Below are 24,724 nucleotides of genomic sequence, written 5' to 3' on the forward strand. Positions count from 1 at the left end.
CAGCCCGCTCAGGGAGGGCAGGGAAAATCGCCATGACAGGCTGGCCTGCATCTTGCATAATCGTAGATATCGAAGAATATTTTCGGGGTCATGATGTCTCTCGCCACTGCCATCGATCAGGTCGTACTGTCCAGCTGGGATGAGTTCGCTGCCGCCAGCGACCAGCTGGAGGGCTGGGTATTCCGTGGCCAGGCCGATCATCGCTGGCCGCTGGTCAGTTCGCTGACCCGGCACCTGTCACGCTATTGCCCCGATCCCTCGCTGTGGCCCCTGCGCGAGGAGCGGGCGATCCGCGTGTTCCGGCGCAAGGCCCATGTCTTCCTGCATGACGCGGCGGTGCTGGACGATGACCTGCGCTGCCTGGCGCTGATGCAACACCATGGCGCGCCGACGCGGCTGATCGATTTCACCAAGTCCCCCTTCGTGGCGGCCTTCTTTGCCATGCAGCAACTGCATGGCGATGCCGCCGTCTATGCGCTCAATACCCCGGCCTTGTGGAAGGCGGCGCCGCGCTTCGATCCGACGCTCAACCGCGAAGCCATCGACCTGCGCAAGCCCGACAGCTACCAGCGTTATTTCGCCGGCAACGCCTTGCCGCTGGTGTGGTTCGGCGAACCCAACCAGATGGATGCGCGCCTGGTGGCGCAGTCCGGCATCCTGGTGGTGCCGGGCACGCTGGAGGCGCCGCTGGAGCGCCTGCTGGCCGGCTACGAGGCCAGCGAACCGCTGATCCGCAAGTTCATCCTGCCGGCGGCGCTGCGCGAGCCGGCGCTGCGGGCGCTGTACCGGATGAACATCACCGCCGCCACGCTCTTCCCCGGCCTGGATGGCCTGGCCCGTTCCATCGACTACGAGCTGGAGATGGTGTGGGAGCAACTGATCGTCGATTACCAGTCCAGGCTGGGCAAGAGCTGAACCCCACGTCGCCACCGCGTCCCTTTTTCCAGGAGTCCTGAACACCCTGCATCACATCCGCCGCACCGAAGTCCGCTCTTAAATAGTTCGATATCTAACTTAATTGTAGTCGCCATTCCAGTTGTCATTCATTTCGGGGCCAGCCAGCCCCTCACCACGCCAACGAAAGGATTCACCATGTACGACCATTACGCCACCGAAAAACTGATCGACCTGTGGCTCTCCGAAGACATCGGCGCCTGCGACCTGACCGCGCAGACCATGATCGAGCCGGACGAGCAGGGCCATTTCGTCATGAATGCCCGTGAATCCCTGATCGTGTCCGGCATCGAGGTGGCCGCCCGGGTCTTCCGCAAATACGACGCCACGCTGGCGGTGCAGGTGCATCACGCCGACGGCAGCCGGGTCGAGGCCGGGGCCATCCTGCTGACCGTCAAGGGCAATGCGCGCAGCGTCCTGACCGCCGAGCGCACCGCGCTGAACCTGGTGCAGCGTCTGTCGGGCATCGCCAACGAGACCGCCCGCTACGTGGCCGAGATCGCCGGTACCCGGGCGCAGCTCATCGACAGCCGCAAGACCACTCCCGGCCTGCGCATGCTGGAAAAGCACGCCGTGCTCTGCGGTGGCGGCCTGAACCACCGTCTGGCGCTGGACAACGGCGTCATGATCAAGGACAACCACATCGCCGTCTGCGGCAGCATCAAGGAAGCCGTGGCCCGGGTGCGCCGCAAGCTGCCGGTGTTGACCAAGCTGGAAGTGGAGTGCGATCGTGTGGAACAGGTGCGCGAGGCGTTGGCCGCCGGGGTGGACGTGATCATGCTGGACAACATGTCCCTGCCCGACATGCGCGAAGCGGTCGGCATCGTCGACGGTCGCGTCAAGGTCGAGGCCTCCGGCGGCATCCGCCTGACCACCATCCGCCCGGTGGCCGAGACCGGGGTGGATTACATCTCCACCAGCAAGATCACCCAATCGGCGCCGGCCGTGGACATCGGCCTGGACGAAGCATGAGCCCGGCCAGCACGGCGCCCGGCACCTTCTTCCTGGTGGTCGGCCCCAGCGGGGCCGGCAAGGACACCCTGATGAGCGGCGCCCGCGAGGCGTTGGCCGATGCGCCCTATGTCTTTGCCCGCCGCGTGATCACGCGGCCGGCCGGCGCCCCCGGTGAAGACCATGACGCCGAGACCGAAGCCGGCTTCGCCGCCCGAGCGGCGGCCGGCGAGTTCCTGCTGACCTGGCAGGCGCATGGCCTGTCCTATGGCCTGCCGGGCCAGTTGCTGGCCGAGCTGGCCGCCGGTCGCCATGTCGTGGCCAATGGCTCGCGCGCCACCGTGGAAGCGCTGGCGCAGCGCCTGCCCAGCCTGGTGGTGGTGGAAATCTCGGCCCCGCCCGAGGTGCTGGCGCAGCGCATTGCCGGGCGCGGGCGCGAGGACCCTGCGCAGATCCTGGCGCGGCTGCAGCGCCAGGTCGACCCCGCGCCGCCCGGCATCCTGCGCCAGGCAGTGGCCAACGACAGCGATACCGCCACCGGCATCGCCCGCCTGCTGGCGGTATTGCGCGCCCCCTTGCAACATTGCGTGGTGCGCGCCGCACCGGTGGAGACCGGGGAGGAGGCGGTGGCCTATGCCCATCCGCGCCACTGGCCGGCCGGCACGCGCCTGCGCTTGCGCGCTGCGGCCGGTGCCATGGTCGACGTGCGCATCCATCATTGGCCCGATGGTGGCCACGACGCTAGCCCCTGGCTGGCGCTGCCCGCCGGCTTGCGTCAGCGCCTTGGATCGGGTCAGACGGTACCGGCCTTGCGCCTGCTGGCCCCGGCCAGTCGTCCCTTGTGGAGCCGCAAGCTGCGCGGTGAACGCCTGCCGGCACATCAGTACCAGGCCATCCTGCAGGATGCCGTCGATGGTCGCTACAGCACCACCGAGCTGACCACCTTGCTGGTCTCCATCACCCGTGGCCTGGATGCCGAAGAAACCCTGGCGCTGGCCCAGGCGCGCAGCCGCATGGTCCGGCGCATCAGCTGGGACGAGCCCATGGTGGTCGACAAGCACTCCCTGGGCGGCGTCCCCGGCAGCCGCATCACGCCCATCGTGGTACCGATCGTGGCGGCCTGGGGGCTGGCCATGCCCAAGGCGTCCTCGCGCGCCATCACCTCGGCCGCCGGCACGGCCGACACCATGGCCCTGCTGGCCAATGTCGACCTGGATGGCGAGGCCGTACGCCGCTGCGTGCGCCAGGCCCGGGCCTGCATCGCCTGGAATGGTCGCATCAGCCACTCCGTCATCGACGAGGTGATGAACCGCATCACCCGGCCCTATGGGCTGGAGACGGCGCACTGGTCGGTGGCCTCGATCCTGTCCAAGAAGGCAATCGCCGGCGTTACCCATCTGGTGGTGGATGTGCCGTACGGTCCCTATGCCAAGCAGCAGACGCTGGAACAGGCGCAGCAGTTGTGCCGACTGTTCGAACAGGTAGGGCAGGGGCTGGGCATGCAAGTGCGGGCGCTGGCCACCGATGGCAGCCAGCCCATCGGGCGCGGCATCGGCCCGGCGCTGGAAGTGCGTGATATCCGCCAGGTCCTGGCGGGCGATCCACAGGCGCCGCAGGATGTGCGTGCCAAGGCACTGCTGTTCGCGGCACATCTGTTGTCCTTCGATCCGCGTCTGGGGGATGTCGACGTCGCCTTGCAAAAGGCCACCGAACTGCTGGACAGCGGTGCGGCCCAGGCCGCGCTGGCGCGCATCATCGCCGCCCAGGGGCCACCCCAGGTGGAGGCCGCGCCCTGTGCCGAGGTGTTGACCTGGTACGCCAACGAGTCCGGTGTGATCAGTCAGGTCGATGGCTGGGCCATCGCGGGACTGGCGCGCACCGCCGGTGCCCCGGCGTATCCGGGGGCGGGACTGGACTTGCTGTGCCGGGTGGGTGAGCAGGTGCAGTCCGGGCAGGCGCTGTTGCGGGTGCATGCCGCCAGCGCTGCGCACCTGGAACTGGTCGGTGCCGAACTGCAGGCTCTGACCAGTCCGGTGGTGTTGGTCGGCCACTGAAGGCTGAATCGAAATGGCGCGGCGCCCCTACGCGGGGCGCCGTGCAATGTCACGCTCAATGTCCGGCTTGTGCGCGTGAGCGGGCGATGCTCTCCGGTACGCCTTGCCAGGCCGGCTTGCCGGCGGCGAACTCACTGCGCAGATAGGCCAGCAGATCACCCACCTGGGCATCGCTGAAGCTGTTGGCAAAGCCCGGCATGTAGCCCAGCGCCGGGTTGGCCGGTTCGCGGATGCCGTGCAGGATGACGTGGATCAGATTGTCCGGTGTGTCGCTGTGCAGGTTGGTGTTGACCCGCAACGAGGGCCGCACGCCGAACAGTGTCGGTCCCGTCCCTTCGATGTGACAGGCCGCGCAGGCACCCTGGAACAGCCGCTTGCCATTGGCCTGCGACAGCTTCTGACTCTCGCTGAGGCTGGTCGTGGCGATCGGGGCCGGTACCGTGGCGTTGGCGGTCACGGTCTGGAACGAGGCCAGGTAATGCGCGATGGCGCGCACGTCGCCGGCCGGCAGTTGCGCCAGTTCGGCCACCACCGGCGCCATCGGTCCGGCGGCAATGCCGTGGCGGTCCGAGAAGCCGCTGCGCAGGTAGCTGAACAGTTCATCCTCGGTCCAGGGCGTGGGCGACTTCGACAGCGCCGTCAATGCCGGGGCTTCCCAGCCATCGACCGTGCCGCCGCCCAGGTACTGGCGTCCGCCCTGTTCCGCGCCCAGGGCATTGCGCGGTGAATGGCAGGCGGTGCAGTGACCGGCGCCTTCCACCAGATAGGCCCCGCGATTCCACAGGGCCGAGCGGTCCGGGTCAGGCTGGAACACTTCATTCTTGTGGAACAGCAGATTCCAGCCGGCCAGCAGCGGACGCATATTGAAGGGGAAGCGCAGATCGTTTTCCGGCGGCGTGCTGGAGACCGCCGGCTGGGCCATCAGGTAGGCGTACAGCGATTGCATGTCGGCTTCGCTGATCTTGGCGAAGGCGGTGTAGGGGAAGGCCGGATAGAGATGCCGTCCGTCGCGGTGGATGCCTTCGCGCATGGCACGTTCGAAGGCGGCATACGACCAGTTGCCGATGCCGGTCTTTTCGTCGGGCGTGATGTTGGTGCTGTAGACGGTGCCGAACGGTGTCTGCAGGGCATGGCCGCCGGCATTGGCGACCCCGCCCGGGGCCGTATGGCAGACCGCGCAATCGCCGGCCAGCGCCACCCGGCGCCCGCGTTCGATGGTGGCGGCCGAATACAGGTCGGCCGCAGGTCGCGCCACCGGTGCGATCTCGGCGCGCCAGGGCATCGCCAGGGTCAGCGTGGCGCCCAGCGCGGCCGCCGCGCCCCCCAGCCAGCCGTATTTGCGCAGGCGGCGCCAGCCGCCCGGCCGCTGGCCCGATCCCTCCTGATGTTCCAGTGCGAGCCTGATCTGCTCACCCGAAAATGGCGCCTCGCGCAGACGCACGCCGGTGGCGGCATGGATGGCGTTGGAAATCGCCGCCGCCGCCGGCAGCGTGAAGGCGCCACCCGCCTTGAGCTGGATGTCGCGCAGCGCCGGCGTGGTGCCGCCATCGATGAGGTCGACCTGGGGCAGCCCGGCAGTGGCCTGGCCCGACAGGGGGCGCAGTTCGCGTGACCAGGCATCGGAGCCCTGGTCCGGCGCCAGCGTCTGCGCCATCGCCAGTCTGGCCTGTTCGCCCAGCAGGGCGCGTTGTTTTTGGTCGAGCAGATCGTCAGCGGCATGGGCGGCGGCCGCTATCGTCCCCGCGCGCTGGTCGTGGCCGGCGGTGACCCGGGTCACGCTCAGTTCGCCCGAGGCGCGGTCGTATTCCACATCGGCCACCCAGGCCGACCAGCTCTGCACCGGCTGGCCCTGTTCCTGTTCCAGCGTGCTGGCGTAGGCAAAGCCGCGTCCGCGCAGGATGCCGCCCTGCACCTGCCGGGCCGGACCGTTCCAGCCCGCACCCTCGGCGACCGAGCGCACCAGCGCCGCGCCATGCGTATCGGGCAGGTGTTGCAGACGGTATTGCACGGCATCCTCGCCGATGCGCTGGGCCAGTTCATCGAAAAAGATTTCCTGCGCGAAGGTGCTCGCCGCCAACGGGATGGCGGCGCCTGGCGGCCCGATGATCTCCAGTGCCTGCCAGTCGTAGGGCGAGGCCAGGGCGGCGCCGTCGCGGTGGTCGGCGGCATCCTGCAGCGCATAGGCGGTTTCCGTCAGCAGCCAGGCCAGCGGTGGCGGCGGGGCGTCCTGCTCGATATGCAGGTGATAGCTGCCGAGGCGGCCATCCTGGTCCAGTTCGCCATGCAGCTGCAGCGAGGTCCGGCTGCTGGCGAAGTTGTTCGGCTCCAGCACCAGCGAGACGGCCTGCCCGCATTGCAGGGCCAGTAGCGCGACCACGCCGGCCACGTCGCTGGCGGCGCTGCGCTCCTGTGCGCTGGCCGGCGGGCGGTGGCTGCGCACCTCCACCTGGGCCACGGGCAGGGACAGCAGGGCCGCCACTTCCATGGCGATCAGCGCGGGACTGCCGAAAGGCAGGTCCAGTCGCAGGCTCGCGCCCATCGGGGTGGCCATGGCGACGATGCCGGTCGCGGGGAAAGGGAACAGGGAAGGGGATGTGGATTCCCCATCGCGCCACTGGTAGTGGGCGTCCATGGTGATGTCGTGCAGGCCGCTGGAATCCTGGCCGCGGGCATGCAGTGTCTGCGCGGCGCGCACGCGTGGGGTGCTGTCCTGCGGCGCTGCCTCGCTCCAGCGCAGGCGCAACTGGCTGCATGCCTGGCGGGCCTGTTCATCGCTGTCGGCCACCACAGCCACCAGATGCCGGCGCTGCACCACCTGTGGCCCGCCCGGGCAGCGTAGCGCGGCCTCGCTGTCGAGGCCTTGCAATCGGGCACCGGTATAGCGGGACTGTTGCCAGTCCAGTCGCGGCGGCAGGGCCAGGCGGGCGTGACGCAGGGAGGCCACGCCGGTGGCCAGCGGGCCGGCCATCTGCCGGGGCAAGGACGCTCTCATTGCGCCGCACCCTGGCGCTGCAGTTCGACCGCGCGCAGGGCGGCGCGCATGATTTCCACATGGGTGCCGCAGCGGCAGAGGTTGAAGTCCAGTTCGCTGCGGATCTCGTCTTCGGTCGGGCTGGGTGAGCGCAGCAGCAGCGCCTTGAGGGTCATGATCATGCCGTTCATGCAGTAGCCGCATTGTGCGCCCTGCTCATCGATGAAGGCCTGCTGCACCGGGTCCAGCCGTCCCTCCTGGGCCAGGCCGTCCAGCGTGGTCACATGGCGTCCGGCCACGCCAGCCAGCGGGATCACGCAGGAGCGCGCCGCCACGCCATCGACCAGCACGGTACAGGCACCGCACTCGCCCAGGCCGCAGCCGAATTTGGGGCCGTTCAGGCAAAGGTCGTTGCGCAACACGTTCAGCAGCGGCGCGTCGGCGGCAATGTCCAGCGTGGCCGCATGGCCGTTGACGTGGAAGGTGATGGGTTCTTGCTTGTGCATGGTCTCTGGTGTCGCGGTCCTACGAAGGCATTGCCTTGGATCTCTATCGTCAGCGCATGAAGCATCCTTCATGCCAATGCGCTTGCAGCGGCCAGTATGCCCGCCTGCGGACAGGCTGTCCCGCAGCCTCGCCCGGCCTTGTCTAAAAACAATGTACACACTCAATAATGCCAAGTAAATCAGGAATTTCCATGCTGCATTGCGCGGTCTCGAACTGGTGCGGTCGGGCCTCAAGAACTCCCGTATTTGGTGCTGCATCGCACATAAAAGGGGATTTGGCTGGCACTGCTGGTGCGCCGGAAAATCCCGGTTGCAAAGATCGTGGAAATGATTAAATATAGTGTATGCATTACAAATTAGCGAACTTCGCATGACCATGGCAGATCAAGGAGAACCTCACATGCAGCAGCGTCTTTACCGTATCGGGCAGATCGTCCCCAGTTCCAACACCACCATGGAGACCGAGATCCCGGCCATGCTGACGGCACGCCAGGCGATCCGCCCCGAGCGCTTCACCTTCCACTCCAGCCGCATGCGCATGAAGAAGGTGGTCAAGGAAGAACTGGCTGCCATGGATGGTGAATCCGACCGCTGCGCCGTCGAGCTGTCCGATGCCCGCGTCGATGTGCTGGGCTATGCCTGCCTGGTGGCCATCATGGCCATGGGCCGTGGTTATCACCGCCAGTCCGAGCAACGCCTGACCGCCCACACCGCCGCCAACGGCGCCGATGCCCCGGTGGTCACCAGTGCCGGCGCGCTCATCGATGCGCTCAAGGTCATCGGTGCCAAGAAGATCGTGGTGGTCGCGCCCTACATGAAGCCGCTCACCGAGCTGGTGGTGGACTACATCCGCCACGAAGGCTATGAGGTGCTGGACTACCGTGCCCTGGAAATCCCCGACAACCTCGACGTGGCCCGTCATGACCCGGCCAGGCTGCCGGCCATCGTGGCCCAGATGGATACCAGCCAGGCCGATGCCATCGTGCTGTCGGCCTGCGTGCAGATGCCCTCGCTGCCGGTGATCGCGCAGGTCGAGGCGATGACCGGCAAGCCCGTCATCACCGCCGCCGTGGCCACCACCTACGCCATGCTCAAGCGCCTGGAGCTGGACCGCATCGTGCCGGGTGCCGGCGCGCTGCTCTCCGGCGCCTACTGAGAGGGGTCGCCATGCAGAGCAGCTTCCTCTACGGTGCCAATATCCTGGCCAATGGCATCCGCCAGCATTACCTGCGCTTCGGCGGCAAGGATGGCGAGCGTGCCGGTCGCGACGCGGTCATCATCGTCCCCGGCATCACCAGCCCGGCAGTGACCTGGGGCTTCGTCGGCGAACGGTTCGGCCAGCAGTTCGATACCTATGTGCTGGATGTGCGCGGCCGTGGCCTGTCCTCGGCTTCGGAGACGCTGGACTACAGCCTGGATGCGCAGGCGACCGACGTCATCGCCCTGGCCGAAGCGCTCGGCCTGGAGCGCTATGCGGTGGTCGGGCACTCCATGGGCGGACGCATCGGCGCCCGCGCCGCCAGCCTGCAACCACGCGGCCTGACGCGGCTGGTGATGGTCGATCCGCCGGTCTCCGGCCCGGGTCGTCGCGCCTATCCCTCCAAGCTGCCCTGGTACGTGGATTCCATGCGCCTGGCGCGCGAGGGTTGCTCGGCCGAGCAGATGCGCGCCTTCTGCCCGACCTGGACCGAACCGCAACTGCAACTGCGTGCCGAGTGGCTGCACACCTGCGACGAGCGGGCCGTGATCGCCAGCTTCGAGGGTTTCCATACCGATGATTTCCATGCCGACCTGCCGGCCCTGAAACTGCCGGTGATGCTGATGCAGGCCTCGCGCGGCGACGTCGTCCTGCCCGAGGACGTGCAGGAACTGCAGGGCCTCTTGCCGCAGCTGGTGGTGAGCCGGGTGGAAGACGCCGGCCACATGATCCCCTGGGACAACGAGGCCGGCTTCTACGCCGCCTTTGGCGACTTCCTCGGCGCGCCGCTGTAAGGGCCGCGTCCATCGCAAGACCGATTGCAAAGGAGAACACCATGGCCGTCAGCGACCATGACCTGATCAGCGCCTGGAAAGAGGTGCTGACCCTGTCGAAGCTGGAGCCGGGACAGATCGTCACCGTGCTCACCAGCAGCAGCACCCATCCGCAGACCCTGTCCACTGCCATGACCGCCGCCGCGCTCATGGGCGCCACCGTCAATCGGCTGGACCTGCCGCCGGTCAATGCCGAGAAGGCCTTGAGCCGCGACTCCCTGGCCTATCTCGGCACCACGCCCCTGACCGGCAACCGCGCCGCCATCGCCGCCCTCAAGGAAAGCGACCTGGTGCTGGACCTGATGACCCTGCTGTTCTCGCCCGAGCAGCACGACATCCTCGCCACCGGCACCAAGATCCTGCTGGCCGTGGAGCCACCCGAGGTGCTGGTGCGCATGGTCCCCAGCGCAGACGACCGGCGCCGCGTATCGCAGGCGGCGCGTCTGCTGGAGGGCAAGCGCGAGATGCACATCACCTCGGACGCCGGGACCGACCTGCGCTGCCCGCTGGGCGAATTCCCGGTGATCCAGGAATACGGCTTCGTCGATCAGCCGGGACGCTGGGACCACTGGCCCAGCGGCTTCGTGCTGACCTGGCCCAATGAGCGCCAGACCAACGGCACCCTGGTGATCGATCGCGGCGATATCCTGCTGCCCATGAAATGCTATGCCCAGGAAGCCATCGTGGTCACCGTCAAGGACGGTTTCGTCACCGACATCGAGGGTGGCCTGGATGCCGAGCTGCTGAGCGACTACATGGCCTCCTTCAAGGACCCGGAAGCCTATGCCATGTCGCACATCGGGTGGGGCCTGCAACCGCGCGCGCAATGGTCCACGCTGGCCATGTACGACCGCGAAGCCACCATCGGCATGGATGCCCGCGCCTACGAAGGCAATTTCCTGTTCTCCTTCGGCCCCAACAACGAAGCCGGCGGCAGCCGCACCACCGCCTGCCATATCGACATCCCCCTGCGCCGCTGCACGGTGGCGCTGGATGGCACGCCGGTGGTCAAGGACGGCAAGGTGCTGGACGGCTTCGTCTACGGCAATTCGCAATGAGGCCGGCCGGGTGCGCCCGGCAGCCTCTTCAAAAGGAAGATACGATGCACAAGGAAGTGGAAACCTACCAGCGCCAGGGCTTCGGCCAGACGCTGGACATGAAGCCGCCGTTCGGTCTGCTGATCGTCGATTTCGTCAACAGCTTCGCCGACCCGGCCCAGTTCGGCGGCGGCAACATCGGCCCGGCCATCGAACGCACGCGCAGCCTGCTGGCTCATGCGCGCCAGCATGGCTGGCCGGTGGCGCACAGCCGCATCGTGTTCGCCGACGATGATGCCGACCGCAACATCTTCGGCATGAAGGTGCCGGGTATGGTGACTCTGAAGGAGGATCTGCCGGGCAGCGCCATCGTGCCGGAACTGACCCCGGCCGCCGGTGAGCTGGTGGTGCGCAAGACCGTGCCGTCGGCCTTCTTCGGTACCTCGCTGGCACCGTGGCTGACCCAGCACGGTGTGCAGACCCTGCTGGTGGCCGGTGCCGTGACCAGTGGTTGCGTGCGCGCCAGCGTGGTCGATGCCATGTCCTGGGGGTTCCGCCCGCTGGTGGTGTCCGATTGCGTGGGTGACCGCGCCATCGGCCCGCATGAGGCCAACCTGTTCGACATGGCGCAGAAGTACGCGGCCGTGATGCCGCTGGACGAGGCCCTGAAGGTGGTCGCCCAGCCTTGATGCCCGGACGGCGGTGACGGTCCGGGTCGTGATGAATCTGATGTGCAGCATGGTTTGAGATGCAAGCAACCAATCCTCCCGGCCAACCATCCGGCCAGACGCCTCGTGAGGCGCGCCGTCAACTGCTGGAGCGTGGTGACGCGCTGCTGGTGACGCGCGCCCCGCAACCCGGTGCCAAGCCCGCGCCCGGCCAGCCCGGCGCGGCTTCGTCCTATGTGCAGCCGCTGCCGGACGTGTTCGTGGCCCTGCTGGCCGAGGGCCGGGTACTGGCCTTCAACGGTCACGTCGATCTCGGCACCGGTATCCGCACCTCGCTGGCGCAGATCGTGGCCGAGGAATTGAGCGTGGACATGGACTGCGTCACCATGATCCTCGGCCACACCGAGGAAGCCCCCAACCAGGGGCCCACCATTGCCAGTGCCACCATCCAGATTTCCGCCGTGCCGCTGCGCAAGGCCGCAGCCCAGGCGCGCGAGCACCTGCTGGCCATGGCGGCCGCGCAGTGGGGCATTCCTGCCGCACGCCTGCGCATCGAGGCGGGACGCATCACCGATATCGACCAGCCACAACGCAGTACCAGCTATTTCACCCTGCTGGCCGGGCAGAAGATCATGCTCACCCTCGACCCCGGCGACGTGCCGTTGAAGCCGGCCAGCCAGTACACCCTGGTGGGCCGCAGTTCGCAGCGTGTCGATATTCCCGCCAAGGTGCGTGCCGAGCCGGTCTATGTGCACGACGTGCGCGTGCCCGGCATGCTGCATGGGCGCGTGGTGCGTCCGCCGCATCCGGGGCGCGATGGCGGCGACTTCATCGGTAACAGCCTGCTGTCGGTGGACCAGGATTCCGTGGCCCACATCCCCGGGCTGGTGGCGGTGGTGGTGCAGGGCGATTTCGTCGGCGTGGTGGCCGAGCGCGAGGAGCAGGCGCAGCGCGCCATGCGCGAACTGAAGCTGCGCTGGAAGGACATCCCGCCGCTACCCTCCATGGACGACCTGGAGACCCGCCTGCGCGACCTGCCGGCCAAGCGCCGCGAACTGCTGCGCCAGGGCGATCTGGATGCCGCCATGGGCAGCGCTGCCCAGCGCATCGAGCGCACCTATGTCTGGCCCTACCAGATGCATGCCTCCATCGGCCCCTCCTGCGCGGTGGCCGATTATCGCGAGGAGGGGCTGACCGTCTGGTCCGGCACGCAGAATCCGCATGTCATGCGCATCGACCTCTCGCGCCTGTGCGAGCTCGATGAAGGAAAGATCGAAGTGATCCGGCTGGAGGCCGCCGGTTGCTACGGCCGCAACTGTGCCGATGACGTGGTGGCGGATGCCGCCCTGTTGTCACGCGCCGTGGGGCGTCCGGTGCGGGTGCAGCTCACCCGCGAGCAGGAACATGCCTGGGAACCCAAGGGCGCGGCGCAACTGATGCAGGTGCGTGGCGCCATCGATGAAGCGGGCCGGCTGTCGGCCTATGGCTTCCAGACCCGTTATCCCTCCAACGATGCACCGGTGCTGGCGCTGCTGCTGACCGGCAAGATCGCCCCCGAGCCCCGCGTGCTGGAGATGGGCGACCGCACCGCCGTGCCACCCTATGCCTACCCGCACCTGCAGATCGATTGCGACGACGTCGCGCCCATCGTGCGAGCCGGCTGGTTGCGCGGGGTCTCTGCCATGCCGAACTCCTTTGCCCATGAAGTCTTCATCGATGAATTGGCCGAGCTGGCCCGGGAGGATCGCCTGGCCTATCGCCTGGCGCACCTGCCCGACGAGCGCGCCAGCGCGTTGCTGCAGGCGGTGGCGGAGAAGGCCGGCTGGGTGGCCGGTGCCAGCGGTTCGCGTGGCACGCCGGAGGTCGACGGCAAGCTGCGCGGACGCGGTATCGCCTATGCGCGCTATGTCCACAGCAAGTTTCCCGGGTTTGGTGCGGCCTGGTCGGCCTGGGTCATCGATATCGAAGTCGATCTCGCCGATGGCGCGCTGAAGGTGACGTCGCTGGTGGTGGGGCAGGATACCGGCATGATGGTCAATCCGGACGGCGTGCGCCACCAGATGCACGGCAACATCCTGCAATCACTGAGCCGGGTCTTGAAGGAGCGTGTCAGTTTCGGCCCGCAGGGGACCACCAGCCTGGAGTGGGGCGCCTATCCCATCCTGCATTTCACGGAAGTGCCGCCCATCGAGATCGTGCTCATGCAGCGCCAGGACCAGCCGCCCATGGGGGCAGGCGAATCGGCCTCGGTGCCGAGCGCGGCGGCGCTGTCCAATGCCCTCTTCGATGCCACCGGGCGTCGCTTCCGCCAGCCGCCCTTCAATGCGGAATGCATCCTGGCGGGGCTGCGCGAGCCCTTGCCGGCGGTGTGAGCGATTCGGCGGCTTGGCCTTATTCGTCGATCATCTTGCGCAGCAGGAACACCAGCGCCACCCGTTCTGCCGGATTGAGGTTGCCATAGGTGGCCTCGGTGATCTGGGCGGCGAAGGGGACGGCATCGGCCACCAGTGCGGTGGCGTTCTTGCTGAGCGAGACCAGTACCTTGCGGCGGTCGGTCTCGTCATGGGACAGCTCGATCAGGTCGCGTGCCTTCAGGCGCTCCACGATGCCACGGATGGTGGCCTGGTCGATGGCGGTCACCTTGACGATGTCCGACAGCGAGCAGGTCTGCAGGTCGCGGATCGCGCACAGGGTCACGAACTGCGCGGCCGTCAGTTGCGAATCCGGGATGTGTTGCTGGAAAATGGCGGCGTGGCGCTGGTAGGCGCGGCGCAGCAGGTGCCCGATCTGGTCGGAGAAATGATAGTCGGCGGTGGCGGGCTTCTTGGTCATTGGCGCAAGGGATGGGTGGCTTGGCATGCCTTGTTCGCCGGCGGCGAGCAGGGGGCAGCTGCTGATTCTAATGGCCTGCCTGCCGCCTGTATAGGCAAGCGTCGCTGCGGCCTTGCCTGCCACGGATGCCTTGGCGCGCTTGCGGGGCGCCGATTTGAGAGTTGTCGTGCTTGTCATCGGAGAGAGTTGAACAATGTTGATCGATTTCGCAGGGCTCAAGCCCGTCGAAGCTTATGAATGGATGTCGGCGCTGATCGTGCCGCGTCCTATCGCCTGGGTTTCCACGCTGGACGGGCAGGGGCGGGCCAACCTGGCGCCGTTCAGCTTCTTCCAGATGATCACCGGCAAGCCGCCGACCCTGCTGATCTGCCCGCTGCTGCAGCGAGGTGGCAAGCTCAAGGACACCGTCAACAACATCAGCGCCAGCGGCGAGTTCGTGGTCAACCTGGCCGCACCGGCGCAGGCCCAGGCCTTGAATGCGACGTCCTTTCCCTTCGAGGGCGGCGTCAGCGAATTCGAGGCCTGCGGCCTGCAGGCCGCACCCAGCCAGCTGGTGCAGCCGCCCCGCGTCGAGGGTGCGGTGGCCAGCTTCGAGTGCAAGCTGGCGATGATGGAGCCCTATCCGCGCCATGAGCCATCCTGCCACCTGATCTTCGGTCAGGTGCTGGCCGCACACGTGGACGACCAGTTGCTGGACGCCGATGGCAAGCTAGATCCGGGCCAGGTCGATCTGCTCTTCCGCATGGGCGGCGAATGGTATGGCCGCAGCCGTACCGAATCCAACTTCACCTTGCCGCGTCCACGCTGATCCCCCTCTTCCCCCTCTTCCTCCTCCTCGACCAGGGCGGTGCGGCCACGGCTGCATCCGCTGCTGGCGATGTCACCTTCCTGCTTCGCCGGTCTGCCGACCGCGCTTCCTCCATTTTCAATGTCGCCATTTGCGTTGCCGTCGACGCGATGTCGTGGTGCACAACGCACTCTGCTTGTGCAGTTTTCCGGTTTCGCATTAATATGGTGTACACATTATAAATAAGAAATGCAAAGATGGTTTTCGGGGCGCCGTGGAGACAAGCTGTAGAACCCCGTCTGTAGCGCGTTAATCCAATATTAAAGCAGTAAATGCCTGAGATTCTTGAGCTGGGTCAAGGCTGGCCTGTATTTTGCTAACACTCAAAATATAGAGCGCATACGTCATAAAAAAGAAGTGGTCGGCGAGGCTTTTCAGTGCCGTTGTACGGCCTCGCCAATGCCGCTGCCACAGCGTGCAGGACAACACCAGACAAGCGCCGAAGACAGTTTCAGACAGAAGCCCGGATCACCGGGCCAGGCAGGAAAGCAGCACCTGCAGTAACTGCATCACCAGCAAGACCCGTAACACCTCCAACACATCAAACAAAGGGAAAACAACATGAAAAAGGCATGGGCACTCGCGGCCGGCAGTCTGTTCTGCGCCGGCGGCGCGATGGCGCAATCCAACGTCACCATCTATGGCGTGGTCGATACCTACCTGGGCTACACCAATGCGAGCGGTCGCGGTTCGGTGGTATCGCTGGACAGCGGCGGCTACCAGGCCAGCCGCCTGGGCTTCAAGGGGACCGAAGACCTGGGTGGCGGCCTGCGCGCCAACTTCCAGATGGAAAACGGCTTCGCCTCCGACACCGGTGGCATGCACGACAGCACCCGCCTGTTCAACCGCCAGTCCTGGGTCGGCCTGGCCAATAATCTGGGTGAGCTGCGCCTGGGTCGGCAGAATTCGCCGGGCTTCCTGATGATCGCGCGCCTGGATGCCTTTGCCGGTGCGACCTATGCCTCCTTCCTGAACAACGTCTCGGCCTACACGCCACGCTACGACAACGTGATCGGCTATATCTCGCCGGTGATGCGCGGCTTCAAGCTGCAGGCCTACTATGGTCTGGGCGAGCAGACCACGCCCAAGAACGGCCTGTCCACCACCATGCTGGCCGGCGAGTACGAAAGCGGCCCGTTCTACCTGGGCCTGAGCCATTCCACCCAGAACAGCGCCAACGACAATATCGCCATCCGCTCCACCTTCGCCGGGGGTGCCTATGACTACGGCAACGGCAAGATCTTCCTGGGCTACTACCGTGGCAACAACCTCGGTGCGGCCGCCACCACCAATGTGCGTGGCAGCTACTACGGCGCGTACTCGATCTCGGCCAACTATCGCCTGAGCGCGCAGGCCACCATCGGGGCCGGCTACGGCTGGGCCAAGGACAGCACCGGCGCCGGCCGCGATGCCCGTCAGATCAGCCTGATCGGTACCTATGACTTGTCCAAGCGCACCATGCTCTATACCACCTATGCCCATCTGACCAACAGCAACGGCGCCACCTTCTCGCTGGCCGGTGCCGCACCGATCACCAAGAACGTGCCTGCCAGTGGCGGCACGGTGAACGGCATACAGTTCGGTATCCGTCACCTGTTCTGATGCGCTGCCGGAAGGTGCGCGGGCTCCACCCGGCGCGCCTTCCTTCCCCTGCCGTTGCTTGCACCTGCGGGTGCAGAAAGGAAAGATCGTGAACGTCTCCCTCCATCTCAAGCATCTGAAGCATCTCGTTGTCGCCGCACTGGGCCTGACGGCCGCTGCCGGCGCACTGGCCCAATCCACCATCAAGATTGGCGAAGTCAACAGTTACAAGGCCCAACCGGCCTTCCTCGAACCGTACCGCCGTGGCTGGGAACTGGCCCAGGAAGAAATCAATGCCGCCGGCGGCCTGCTGGGCAAGAAGGTGGAAATCGTCTCCCGCGACGACAACGGCAACCCCGGTGATTCGGTGCGGGTGGCCGAGGAACTGGTGACCCGCGAACAGGTGTCGCTGCTGTTCGGCGGCTTCCTCTCCAACACCGGCCTGGCACTGACCGACTATGCCAAGCAGCGCAAGATCTTCTTCCTGGCGGCCGAACCGCTGACCGACAAGATCGTCTGGCAGAACGGCAACCAGTACACCTATCGCCTGCGTCCCTCCACCTACATGCTGGTGGCCTCGCTGGTCAATGAAGCGGCCAAGCTGAAGAAGAAGCGCTGGGCGCTGGTCTATCCCAACTACGAATACGGCCAGTCCGCCATCGCCACCTTCAAGAAGCTGATGCAGGAGCGCCAGCCGGATATCGAATTCGTCGCCGAGCAGGCGCCGCCCCTGGGCAAGATCGATGCCGGTTCGGTCACCCAGGCGCTGGCCGATGCCAAGCCGGATGCGATCTTCAATGCGCTCTTCGGTGCCGACCTCGGCAAGTTCGTGCGCGAGGGTAATACCCGTGGCCTGTTCGAGGGACGCGAAGTGGTGTCGCTGCTGACTGGTGAGCCGGAATATCTCGATCCGCTGAAGAACGAGGCACCGGTCAACTGGATCGTCACCGGCTATCCCTGGTATGCCATCGATACCCCCGAGCACAAGAAATTCGTCGACGCCTATCGCAAGAAATTCAATGACTACCCGCGCAACGGGTCCCTGGTCGGCTATGTGGCGCTGATGTCGATCGCCACCGGCATCAAGGCGGCCGGCTCGGTCGAGAGCGACAAGCTGGCGGCCGCCTTCTCGGGCCTGAAGGTCGCCACTCCGTCCGGACCCATCGTCTATCGCAGCCAGGATCACCAGTCCACCCTGGGCGCTCACGTGGGACGTACGGCGCTCAAGGATGGTCGCGGCATCATGGTCAACTTCAGCTACGTCGATGGCGCTTCGGTGCAATTGCCGGATGCCGAAGTCAAGAAACTGCGTGCGGCCAACTGAGCTGGTACACGCCTTGCAGCGGTCCTGCGCAGCACCGTGCTGCGCAGGACCGTGGTCACAGGGGATAAAGCATGACTCTCTCTAGCCTGATCGTGCAGATGATCAACGGGCTGGCCGACGCATCCACCATGTTCCTGGTGGCGGCCGGCCTGTCGCTGATCTTCGGTGTCACGCGCATCGTCAACTTCGCCCACGGCTCGTTCTACATGGTGGGCATCTATGTGGTGTACACGCTGGTGTCCTTGATTGGCGCCAGCGGCCTCGGTTTCTGGAGCGCGGTACTGCTCTCGGCGATGGCCGTGGCGGTGCTGGGCGCCCTGGTGGAAATCCTTATCCTGCGCCGCATCTACCGTGCCCCGGAACTGTTCCAGCTGCTGGCCACCTTTGCGTTGGTGCTGGTGTTCAAGGATGCCGCGCTCTACCTGTGGGGGCCGGAAGACCTGTTCGGCCCGCGCGCGCCCGGCCTGGGTGGCGCAGTACAACTGCTGGGGCGGCGCATTCCGCAATACGACCTGGTGCTCATCGCCATCGGCCCGCTGGTGCTGGGTGTGCTGTGGCTGGTCCTGAACCGCACCCGCTGGGGGACCCTGATCCGCGCCGCCACCCAGGACCGCGAAATGGTCGGCGCCCTGGGCATCAACCAGTCCTGGCTGTTTACCGGTGTGTTCGCGCTGGGTTGCTTCCTGGCTGGCCTGGGCGGCGCCCTGCAGGGGCCGCGCATCCCCGCCAACCTGGCGCTGGACCTGGAGACCATCGGCAATGCCTTCGTGGTGGTGGTGGTCGGCGGCATGGGGTCGATCCCCGGCGCCTTCCTGGCGGCCCTGCTGATTGCCGAGATCAAGGCCCTGTGCGTGGCCATCGGCCAGGTGTCGGTGTTCGGGGTGGTGATCTCGCTGTCCAAGCTGACGCTGGTGGTGGAATTCCTGGTCATGGCAGTGATCCTGGTGGTGCGTCCCTGGGGGCTGATGGGCAAGCCCCAGGCCGCCGCCCGCAGTACCGGCCAGCCGGAGGCGCCGCTGGCCCCGGCCGGCGCCGGCGTGCGCAAGCTGGCCTGGGCCGCCGTGGCGCTGCTGCTGGCGGCCCCCTTGCTGTCGCACAGCTTCCCCTACCTGACGGTGCTGCTGGTGGAGATCTTCATCGCCGTGCTGTTTGCGGCCAGCCTGCACTTCATCATGGGGCCGGGCGGCATGCATTCCTTCGGTCACGCGGCCTATTTCGGGCTGGGTGCCTATGCGGCGGCGATGCTGGTGGTCAAACTGCATTGGCCGATGGAACTGGCGCTGGTGGTCGGTCCGCTGGTGGCCGGGCTGGGTGCGCTGCTGTTCGGCTGGTTCAGCGTGCGCCTGTCGGGCGTGTACCTGGCCATGCTGACCTTGGCCTTCGCGCAGATCGTCTGGGCCATCATCTATCAATGGGATGAAGTCACCGGCGGCAGCAACGGGCTGGTCGGCGTCTGGCCGGCAGTCTGGCTGGCGTCGCCGCTGGCCTATTACTACCTGGCGCTGGCCTGCGCAGTGACCGGCCTGCTGCTGTTGCGCCGCGTGCTGTTCGCGCCCTTCGGTTATGCCATGCGCGCGGCCCGCGATTCGGTGCTGCGTTCGGACGCCATCGGCATCGACGTCAAGCGCATGCAATGGCTGGCCTTTGCGCTGGCCGGCGTATTCTGCGGCGCGGCCGGGGTACTCTTTGCATTCTCCAAGGGCAGCATCTCGCCGGAGGCCATCAGCGTGAGCCGTTCGGTCGATGGTCTGGTGATGGTCATGCTGGGCGGCCTGCAGACCTTGCTGGGGCCGGTGGTGGGGGCATCGGTCTTCACCTGGCTGCAGGACGTGATCGCACGCGAGACCGATTACTGGCGTGCCATTCTCGGGCTGGTGATCCTGGCACTGGTGCTGCTGTTCCCGGCTGGCATCGCCGGCTATTTCCAGCGCTTCGTCGGTGGCCCGGCGCGCCAGGGGCGCGGTGGGGCCCCGGAACTGAAAGCCGATATCGGCAAGGAGGCAGCATGAGCCTGCTGACCGTAGACAACATCAGTAAATCCTTCGGCGGCAACAAGGCCGTCAACGGCGTCTCTTTCGAGCTGCCGCCGGGCCAGTTGCTGGCACTGCTGGGGCCGAATGGCGCCGGCAAGTCGACCTGCTTCAATATCCTCAACGGCCAGTACCGGCCCGAGACCGGCAGCATCCGTTTTGACGGTCACGACATCGCCGGCATGAAGCCACGTGATATCTGGCGGCTCGGCGTGGGGCGCACCTTCCAGATCTCGGCCACCTTCAGTTCCATGACCGTGCTGGAAAACGTGCAGATGGCGCTGATGTCGCGCCAGCGCAAGCTGTTCGGTCTGTGGCGTCCAGCTGCGTCCTACTTTGCCGATGAGGCCATGGCCCTGCTGGAGCAGGTCGGCATGGCCGCCCAGGCGCAGCGCCCCTGCGGCGTGCTGGCCTATGGCGACGTCAAGCGGGTCGAGCTGGCCATCGCCCTGGCCAACCGGCCGCGCCTGTTGCTGATGGACGAGCCCACGGCCGGCATGGCGCCCAAGGAGCGCAATGAACTGATGGCCCTCACCAAGCGCCTGGTGCTGGAAAAGAACATGTCGGTCCTCTTCACCGAGCACAGCATGGACGTGGTGTTTGCTTTTGCCGACCGCATGATCGTGCTGGCGCGCGGGCAACTGATCGCCGAGGGTGATGGCGAGACCATCCGCAATCATCCCAAGGTGCAGGAAGTCTATTTCGGCAGCGGCAAGACATTCGAGAAGGAAGGAAGTCCATCGTGAGCGCCACCGTATCCCCCAAGACCGATCCGCTGCTCAAGGTCAGCGGACTGAACGCCTTCTATGGGCGCGCCCACATCCTGTTCGACGTCGCCCTCGAAGTGGGGCGCGGCGAAGTGGTCGCCCTGATGGGGCGCAACGGCGCCGGCAAGTCCACCACCATGAAGGCGGTGATGGGCCTGCTGGACCGCGCCGAGGGCGAAGTCAGTTTTCGCGGCAAGGACATCAGCCGCGCCCGTCCCTACGAGATTGCCCGCGACGGCATGGGCTTCGTGCCCGAAGACCGACGTGTCTTTTCCGACCTGTCGGTGATGGAAAACCTGGAGGTGGGCCGTCAGCCGGCGCGGGAAGGGGCGGTCCAGTGGACGCCGGAAAAGCTGTTCCAGCTCTTCCCCAACCTGGGCGAAATGCCGGACCGTCCGGGTGGCCAGATGAGCGGTGGCGAGCAGCAGATGCTGACCGTCTCGCGCACGCTCATGGGCAACCCCTACCTGGTGCTGCTGGACGAACCCTCGGAAGGGGTGGCACCGGTCATCGTCGAACAGATGGCCAACATGATCATGACCCTGAAGCGCGAGGGCATGGCCATCCTGCTGTCGGAGCAGAACCTGCACTTCGCCGAGCTGGTCAGCGACCGTGCCTACGTGCTGGAGAACGGGCATATCCGTTACCAGGGCAGCATGGCGCAACTGGCGGCCGATGAAGAGGTGCGACGGGCTTACCTGTCGGTGTAGCAGGGCAGCTGGCGTGGGTGGAGGTGGCGTCGAGATCGCCGTAGCTTGATCGTCATTTCCTCTCTCGCCTGGTTTGTTGCGCTGCATAAGGGTGGCGTGCTTCTCCGGTTGCGGTGCTCCCGGCCACCAAGCCGGCCCATGGCGGCAGCGCCGCCTCGCCTGAATGGCAGGGTGGAGCTGCCGGCCGACGCGGCCAGGTCTGGACGCTGCCTGCCGCCTGCGGTCTGCCCCGGACCGAAAAGGCCTCGCCTTCTTGTGTAATAAATGATGTGTACGCTTTAAGTAAGGCGGCCCGGCAGATCCGCTTCAATTCTCTTTCATTCCTCCGGAATTCCGCACCAAACTGGCCTATATCGCCCTGTTATCGGTCATGTTTCGCACTGCAATGCAGCACGAAAAATCTCTTCATCAAACCTCTATTCTTTTAAAAATAGAGTGTGTACACTGTATTTCATTCGACGCATCCAGGATTGTTTCCGTCGTCGCTTTTATCCCGGCTTCAACCCAGCTTCCTACCCATTTCGCAAGGAGATCAGAGTGTCCAATTCCCCCCGTATCGCCGTCGTCGGCGCAGGCCTGGGTGGTGCCGCTACGGCGGCGCTGCTGCTACAGGAAGGTTTCAATGTGCGCGTCTATGAGCAGGCGCCCGGTTTCTCCCGTCTGGGCGCCGGCATCCACGTCGGCCCCAATGTGATGAAGGTGCTGCGTCGGATCGGCATCGAGGATGAGATGAACCGCCAGGGTTCGCGTCCCGACTTCTGGTACAGCCGCCACTGGGAGACCGGCGACGTACTGGCGCAGATTCCGCTGGGCGACTACGCCGTCAAGCACTATGGTGCTTCCTACCTGACGGTGCATCGTGGCGATTTCCATGAACTGCTGATCAAGGCCTTGCCGAGCGATCGCGTGAGCTTCGACAAATGCCTGACCAAGGTCGAGGATCGCGGCAACGTGGTCATCCTCAGCTTTGCCGATGGCACCACCGAAGAGGCCGACATCGTCATCGGCGCCGATGGCGTCAACTCCCGCATCCGCGAAGAACTGCTGGGCGTGGAGCCACCCAAGTACGCCGGTTACCTGGCGCACCGCGCCGTGTTCCCCACCCCTGAGGTCAAGGCCGGCATGCTGCCCTTCGATGCCTGCGTGAAGTGGTGGAGCGATGACCGTCACATGATGACCTACTTCGTCACCAGCAAGGCCGACGAGCTCTACTACGTCACCGGCGTGCCGGTCGAGAAGTGGGACCTGAACGACCGCTGGCTGCCTTCCAGCAAGGAAGAAATGCGCGAGACCTTCCGTGGCTGGCATCCGACCGTGCAGGCACTGGTGGACGCCACCGTGGAAGTGACCAAGTGGTCGCTGCTGGAGCGCGATCCGCTGCCGCTGTGGAGCCGCGGTCGCCTGGTACTGCTGGGCGATGCCTGCCATCCGATGAAACCGCACATGGCGCAGGGCGCGGCCATGGCCATCGAGGATGGCGCCATGCTGGCGCGCTGCTTCAAGGAAGTGGGCGCCAGCAACCATAGCGAAGCGTTCGCCCTGTACGAAGCCAACCGCGCCGCCCGCGCCAGCAAGGTCCAGCGCATCTCGCACGAGAATACCTGGCTGCGCACCAACGAAGACCCGTCCTGGTGCTTCGGCTACGATGTCTTCACAGAGCCGCTGGTCTCGCCCAGCAAGGCCGCGGCCTGAACGGTTTCGCCTGAATCACCGCCGGGCCGGCTTCGTGGGAAAGCGAAGATGGCCCGGCTCTTGCATCATTCATGTCACCGGTGAACAGCGCCGGTGAGGAAGCCAGGCAGCCGGTTCAGCCCGCTGCCGGTTCGATCATTTGAGGAGAGTTGCATGTCCACGCTACCCGCGACAGTGGAAAAGGGGCTACAGGCCGCCGGGGTCGGTAAGTTCCAGTACCGCTTGTTCGTCATCTTCGGCCTGGTCTGGCTGGCCGATGCGATGCAGGTGTTGTCCATCGGTTTTTCGGCGCCGACCATCGCCAAGACCTTCGGCCTGACGGTGCCGCAGGCACTGCAGAGCGGCACCCTGTTCTTCGTGGGCATGCTGCTGGGCGCCTTCGTCTTCGGCCGTCTGGCCGACCGCATCGGCCGTCGTCCGGTGCTCATGGGCGCGGTGGTGATCGATGCCTGTTTCGGCGTGGCCTCGGCCTTCGCCCCCGACTTTACCTGGCTGCTGGCATTGCGCCTGCTGACCGGCATCGGCGTGGGTGGCACGCTGCCGGTGGACTACACCATGATGGCCGAATTCCTGCCCAGCGCCCGTCGTGGTCGCTGGCTGGTGATGCTGGAATCGTTCTGGGCCATCGGCACCATCTGCCTGGCGGTGCTGGCACTGGTGGCGGTGAGCTGGGGCAACGATGCCTGGCGCGTGATCTTCTTCGTCACCGGTCTGCCGGCGCTGGTGGGCGTGGTGCTGCGCTTCTATGTGCCGGAGTCGCCCATGTACCTCAACCGCAGCGGCAAGTCCGACGCTGCCCGCAAGGTGCTGGAGCGGGTCGCCAAGGTCAACGGCAGCAGCACCCCGATCCCGCCGCTGCAGCCTGAAGTGGTGGAGCGCAAGCCGATGAGCGCGCTGTTCTCGGCCGCCCTGCGTCGCCGCAGCCTGTCGCTGTACCTGGCCTGGGGACTGATCTCGATTGCCTACTATGGCGTGTTCGTCTACCTGCCGGTCAAGTTGGGTTCCGAGGGCTTCGGTTTCATGCGTGGCCAGATCTTCCTGATCTTCCTGGCGCTGGTGCAGTTGCCTGGCTATGCGCTGTCGGCCTACGGGGTCGAACGCTGGGGCCGCAAGCCCACCCTGGTCGGTTTCCTGTTGTTGTCGGCGGTGGGTTGCATGCTCTACAGCCTGGGCAGCGATCCCAAGCTGGTGGTCGGTTCCACGTTGTTGCTGAGCTTCTCCCTGCTGGGCACCTGGGCCGCGCTGTATGCCTTCACGCCCGAGGTGTACCCGACCGACCTGCGCGCCAGCGGCATGGGCACGGCCGGCGCGGTGGCCCGCTTCGGCGGCCTGTTCGCCCCGGCCATCATCGCCCCGGTCATGGCCAGCCACTTCACGCTGTCGCTGGTGATGCTGTCGGCCTTCCTGGTAGCCGGTGCCGTTGCCATCCTGTGTGTGGATGTGGAGTCGCGCAACCGGGCGCTGGAATGAGTCTGTAGCACCGCCGGAGCCTGTTGCTTCGAGGGAGCCACCGCTGCGTGCGGTGGCTTTTTTTCGTCCTGCTTCGCCGTCATGGGATGGCTCGTCGATATTTTTGGAAGAAGGCATGGGCATTCAGTAACGGTTGTGATCTCAGGGGATTTGCCGGCTACGCTTTGCGCTTTTGCGAAAGTAGAGGGGCAGATCATGTTTCGAGATATCACCGAGTGCAGTACGCGGCTGTCGCTTCTTTTCGTGGGCACGATCGCACTGCGAGAGAAGTCCGGTTGCAAAAGGCTGATGCGCAATCA

At 65.8% G+C, this 24,724-nt stretch carries 19 protein-coding genes; 16 read left to right on the plus strand and 3 right to left on the minus strand.

Annotated elements, in window-relative coordinates:
* The first annotated feature begins 93 nt into the window (after positions 1-93).
* From I5R65_RS09085 to phnN, 3 genes are all read left to right on the plus strand, one after another.
* A complete protein-coding gene (locus I5R65_RS09085) occupies positions 94-915 on the plus strand; it encodes an FRG domain-containing protein (RefSeq protein ID WP_219341880.1) in 822 nt (273 codons plus the stop codon).
* 177 nt (positions 916-1,092) lie between these two features.
* Positions 1,093-1,926, plus strand: a complete 834-nt coding sequence (gene nadC / locus I5R65_RS09090; protein WP_006465058.1) for a carboxylating nicotinate-nucleotide diphosphorylase — start codon at positions 1,093-1,095, stop codon at positions 1,924-1,926.
* Positions 1,923-3,959 (plus strand): phosphonate metabolism protein/1,5-bisphosphokinase (PRPP-forming) PhnN, encoded by a 2,037-nt coding sequence (phnN, locus tag I5R65_RS09095; RefSeq protein WP_180670146.1) that lies wholly within the window; start codon positions 1,923-1,925, stop codon positions 3,957-3,959. The genes nadC and phnN overlap by 4 nt, the downstream gene beginning before the upstream one ends.
* Positions 3,960-4,014: 55 nt before the next feature.
* On the opposite strand, the gene I5R65_RS09100 is transcribed toward phnN, so the two are convergent.
* The gene (locus I5R65_RS09100) at positions 4,015-6,951 is read right to left on the minus strand and encodes a c-type cytochrome (RefSeq protein ID WP_180670147.1); all 2,937 of its coding nucleotides are present in this window, start codon (positions 6,949-6,951) and stop codon (positions 4,015-4,017) included.
* Positions 6,948-7,436, minus strand: coding sequence for a (2Fe-2S)-binding protein (locus tag I5R65_RS09105; protein WP_180670149.1), 489 nt, complete (start codon positions 7,434-7,436; stop codon positions 6,948-6,950). Before I5R65_RS09105 ends, I5R65_RS09100 begins: the two co-directional genes overlap by 4 nt.
* Positions 7,437-7,836: 400 nt before the next feature.
* Between I5R65_RS09105 and I5R65_RS09110 the strand changes: the two genes are divergently transcribed.
* The 5 genes from I5R65_RS09110 to I5R65_RS09130 are packed head-to-tail and all read left to right on the plus strand — an operon-like array spanning position 7,837 to position 13,544.
* Positions 7,837-8,592, plus strand: coding sequence for an Asp/Glu racemase (locus I5R65_RS09110; protein WP_102661206.1), 756 nt, complete (start codon positions 7,837-7,839; stop codon positions 8,590-8,592).
* A gap of 11 nt (positions 8,593-8,603) precedes the next feature.
* On the plus strand, positions 8,604-9,428 hold the full coding sequence (locus I5R65_RS09115; RefSeq protein ID WP_180670151.1) for an alpha/beta fold hydrolase: 825 nt from the start codon (positions 8,604-8,606) through the stop codon (positions 9,426-9,428).
* A gap of 41 nt (positions 9,429-9,469) precedes the next feature.
* Positions 9,470-10,525, plus strand: a complete 1,056-nt coding sequence (locus tag I5R65_RS09120; protein ID WP_180670153.1) for a 2,5-dihydroxypyridine 5,6-dioxygenase — start codon at positions 9,470-9,472, stop codon at positions 10,523-10,525.
* A 44-nt stretch (positions 10,526-10,569) separates the two neighbouring features.
* The gene (locus I5R65_RS09125; protein WP_180670155.1) at positions 10,570-11,193 is read left to right on the plus strand and encodes an isochorismatase family protein; all 624 of its coding nucleotides are present in this window, start codon (positions 10,570-10,572) and stop codon (positions 11,191-11,193) included.
* A 59-nt stretch (positions 11,194-11,252) separates the two neighbouring features.
* Positions 11,253-13,544, plus strand: coding sequence for a molybdopterin cofactor-binding domain-containing protein (locus I5R65_RS09130; RefSeq protein ID WP_180670157.1), 2,292 nt, complete (start codon positions 11,253-11,255; stop codon positions 13,542-13,544).
* Between the two features lie 19 nt (positions 13,545-13,563).
* On the opposite strand, the gene I5R65_RS09135 is transcribed toward I5R65_RS09130, so the two are convergent.
* Positions 13,564-14,004 carry a MarR family winged helix-turn-helix transcriptional regulator gene (locus I5R65_RS09135; protein ID WP_180670159.1) on the minus strand — a complete coding sequence of 147 codons (441 nt, stop codon included), beginning with the start codon at positions 14,002-14,004 and terminating at the stop codon, positions 13,564-13,566.
* A 193-nt stretch (positions 14,005-14,197) separates the two neighbouring features.
* Here I5R65_RS09135 and I5R65_RS09140 point away from each other — a divergent pair, with 193 nt between their 5' ends.
* The 8 genes from I5R65_RS09140 to I5R65_RS09175 all read left to right on the plus strand — a co-directional run bounded on the left by I5R65_RS09140 (position 14,198) and on the right by I5R65_RS09175 (position 24,425).
* On the plus strand, positions 14,198-14,812 hold the full coding sequence (locus I5R65_RS09140; protein WP_180670161.1) for a flavin reductase family protein: 615 nt from the start codon (positions 14,198-14,200) through the stop codon (positions 14,810-14,812).
* A gap of 600 nt (positions 14,813-15,412) precedes the next feature.
* Positions 15,413-16,453 (plus strand): porin, encoded by a 1,041-nt coding sequence (locus tag I5R65_RS09145; RefSeq protein WP_180670163.1) that lies wholly within the window; start codon positions 15,413-15,415, stop codon positions 16,451-16,453.
* Between the two features lie 115 nt (positions 16,454-16,568).
* A complete protein-coding gene (locus I5R65_RS09150) occupies positions 16,569-17,756 on the plus strand; it encodes an ABC transporter substrate-binding protein (protein WP_180670264.1) in 1,188 nt (395 codons plus the stop codon).
* 71 nt (positions 17,757-17,827) lie between these two features.
* Complete coding sequence (locus tag I5R65_RS09155) at positions 17,828-19,765, plus strand: ABC transporter permease (RefSeq protein ID WP_180670165.1); 1,938 nt, start codon at positions 17,828-17,830, stop codon at positions 19,763-19,765.
* Complete coding sequence (locus I5R65_RS09160; protein ID WP_180670167.1) at positions 19,762-20,532, plus strand: ABC transporter ATP-binding protein; 771 nt, start codon at positions 19,762-19,764, stop codon at positions 20,530-20,532. Before I5R65_RS09155 ends, I5R65_RS09160 begins: the two co-directional genes overlap by 4 nt.
* Positions 20,529-21,263, plus strand: a complete 735-nt coding sequence (locus I5R65_RS09165) for an ABC transporter ATP-binding protein (RefSeq protein WP_077237739.1) — start codon at positions 20,529-20,531, stop codon at positions 21,261-21,263. The genes I5R65_RS09160 and I5R65_RS09165 overlap by 4 nt, the downstream gene beginning before the upstream one ends.
* Before the next feature lie 537 nt (positions 21,264-21,800).
* Positions 21,801-22,955: an FAD-dependent monooxygenase gene (locus I5R65_RS09170; RefSeq protein ID WP_180670169.1), complete on the plus strand. Its 1,155-nt coding sequence runs from the start codon at positions 21,801-21,803 to the stop codon at positions 22,953-22,955.
* A 153-nt stretch (positions 22,956-23,108) separates the two neighbouring features.
* On the plus strand, positions 23,109-24,425 hold the full coding sequence (locus tag I5R65_RS09175) for an MFS transporter (protein ID WP_180670171.1): 1,317 nt from the start codon (positions 23,109-23,111) through the stop codon (positions 24,423-24,425).
* Positions 24,426-24,724 lie beyond the last annotated feature (299 nt).

The sequence above is a fragment of the Herbaspirillum sp. AP02 genome (assembly GCF_015767275.1).
Taxonomy (GTDB): Bacteria; Pseudomonadota; Gammaproteobacteria; order Burkholderiales; family Burkholderiaceae_D; genus Herbaspirillum.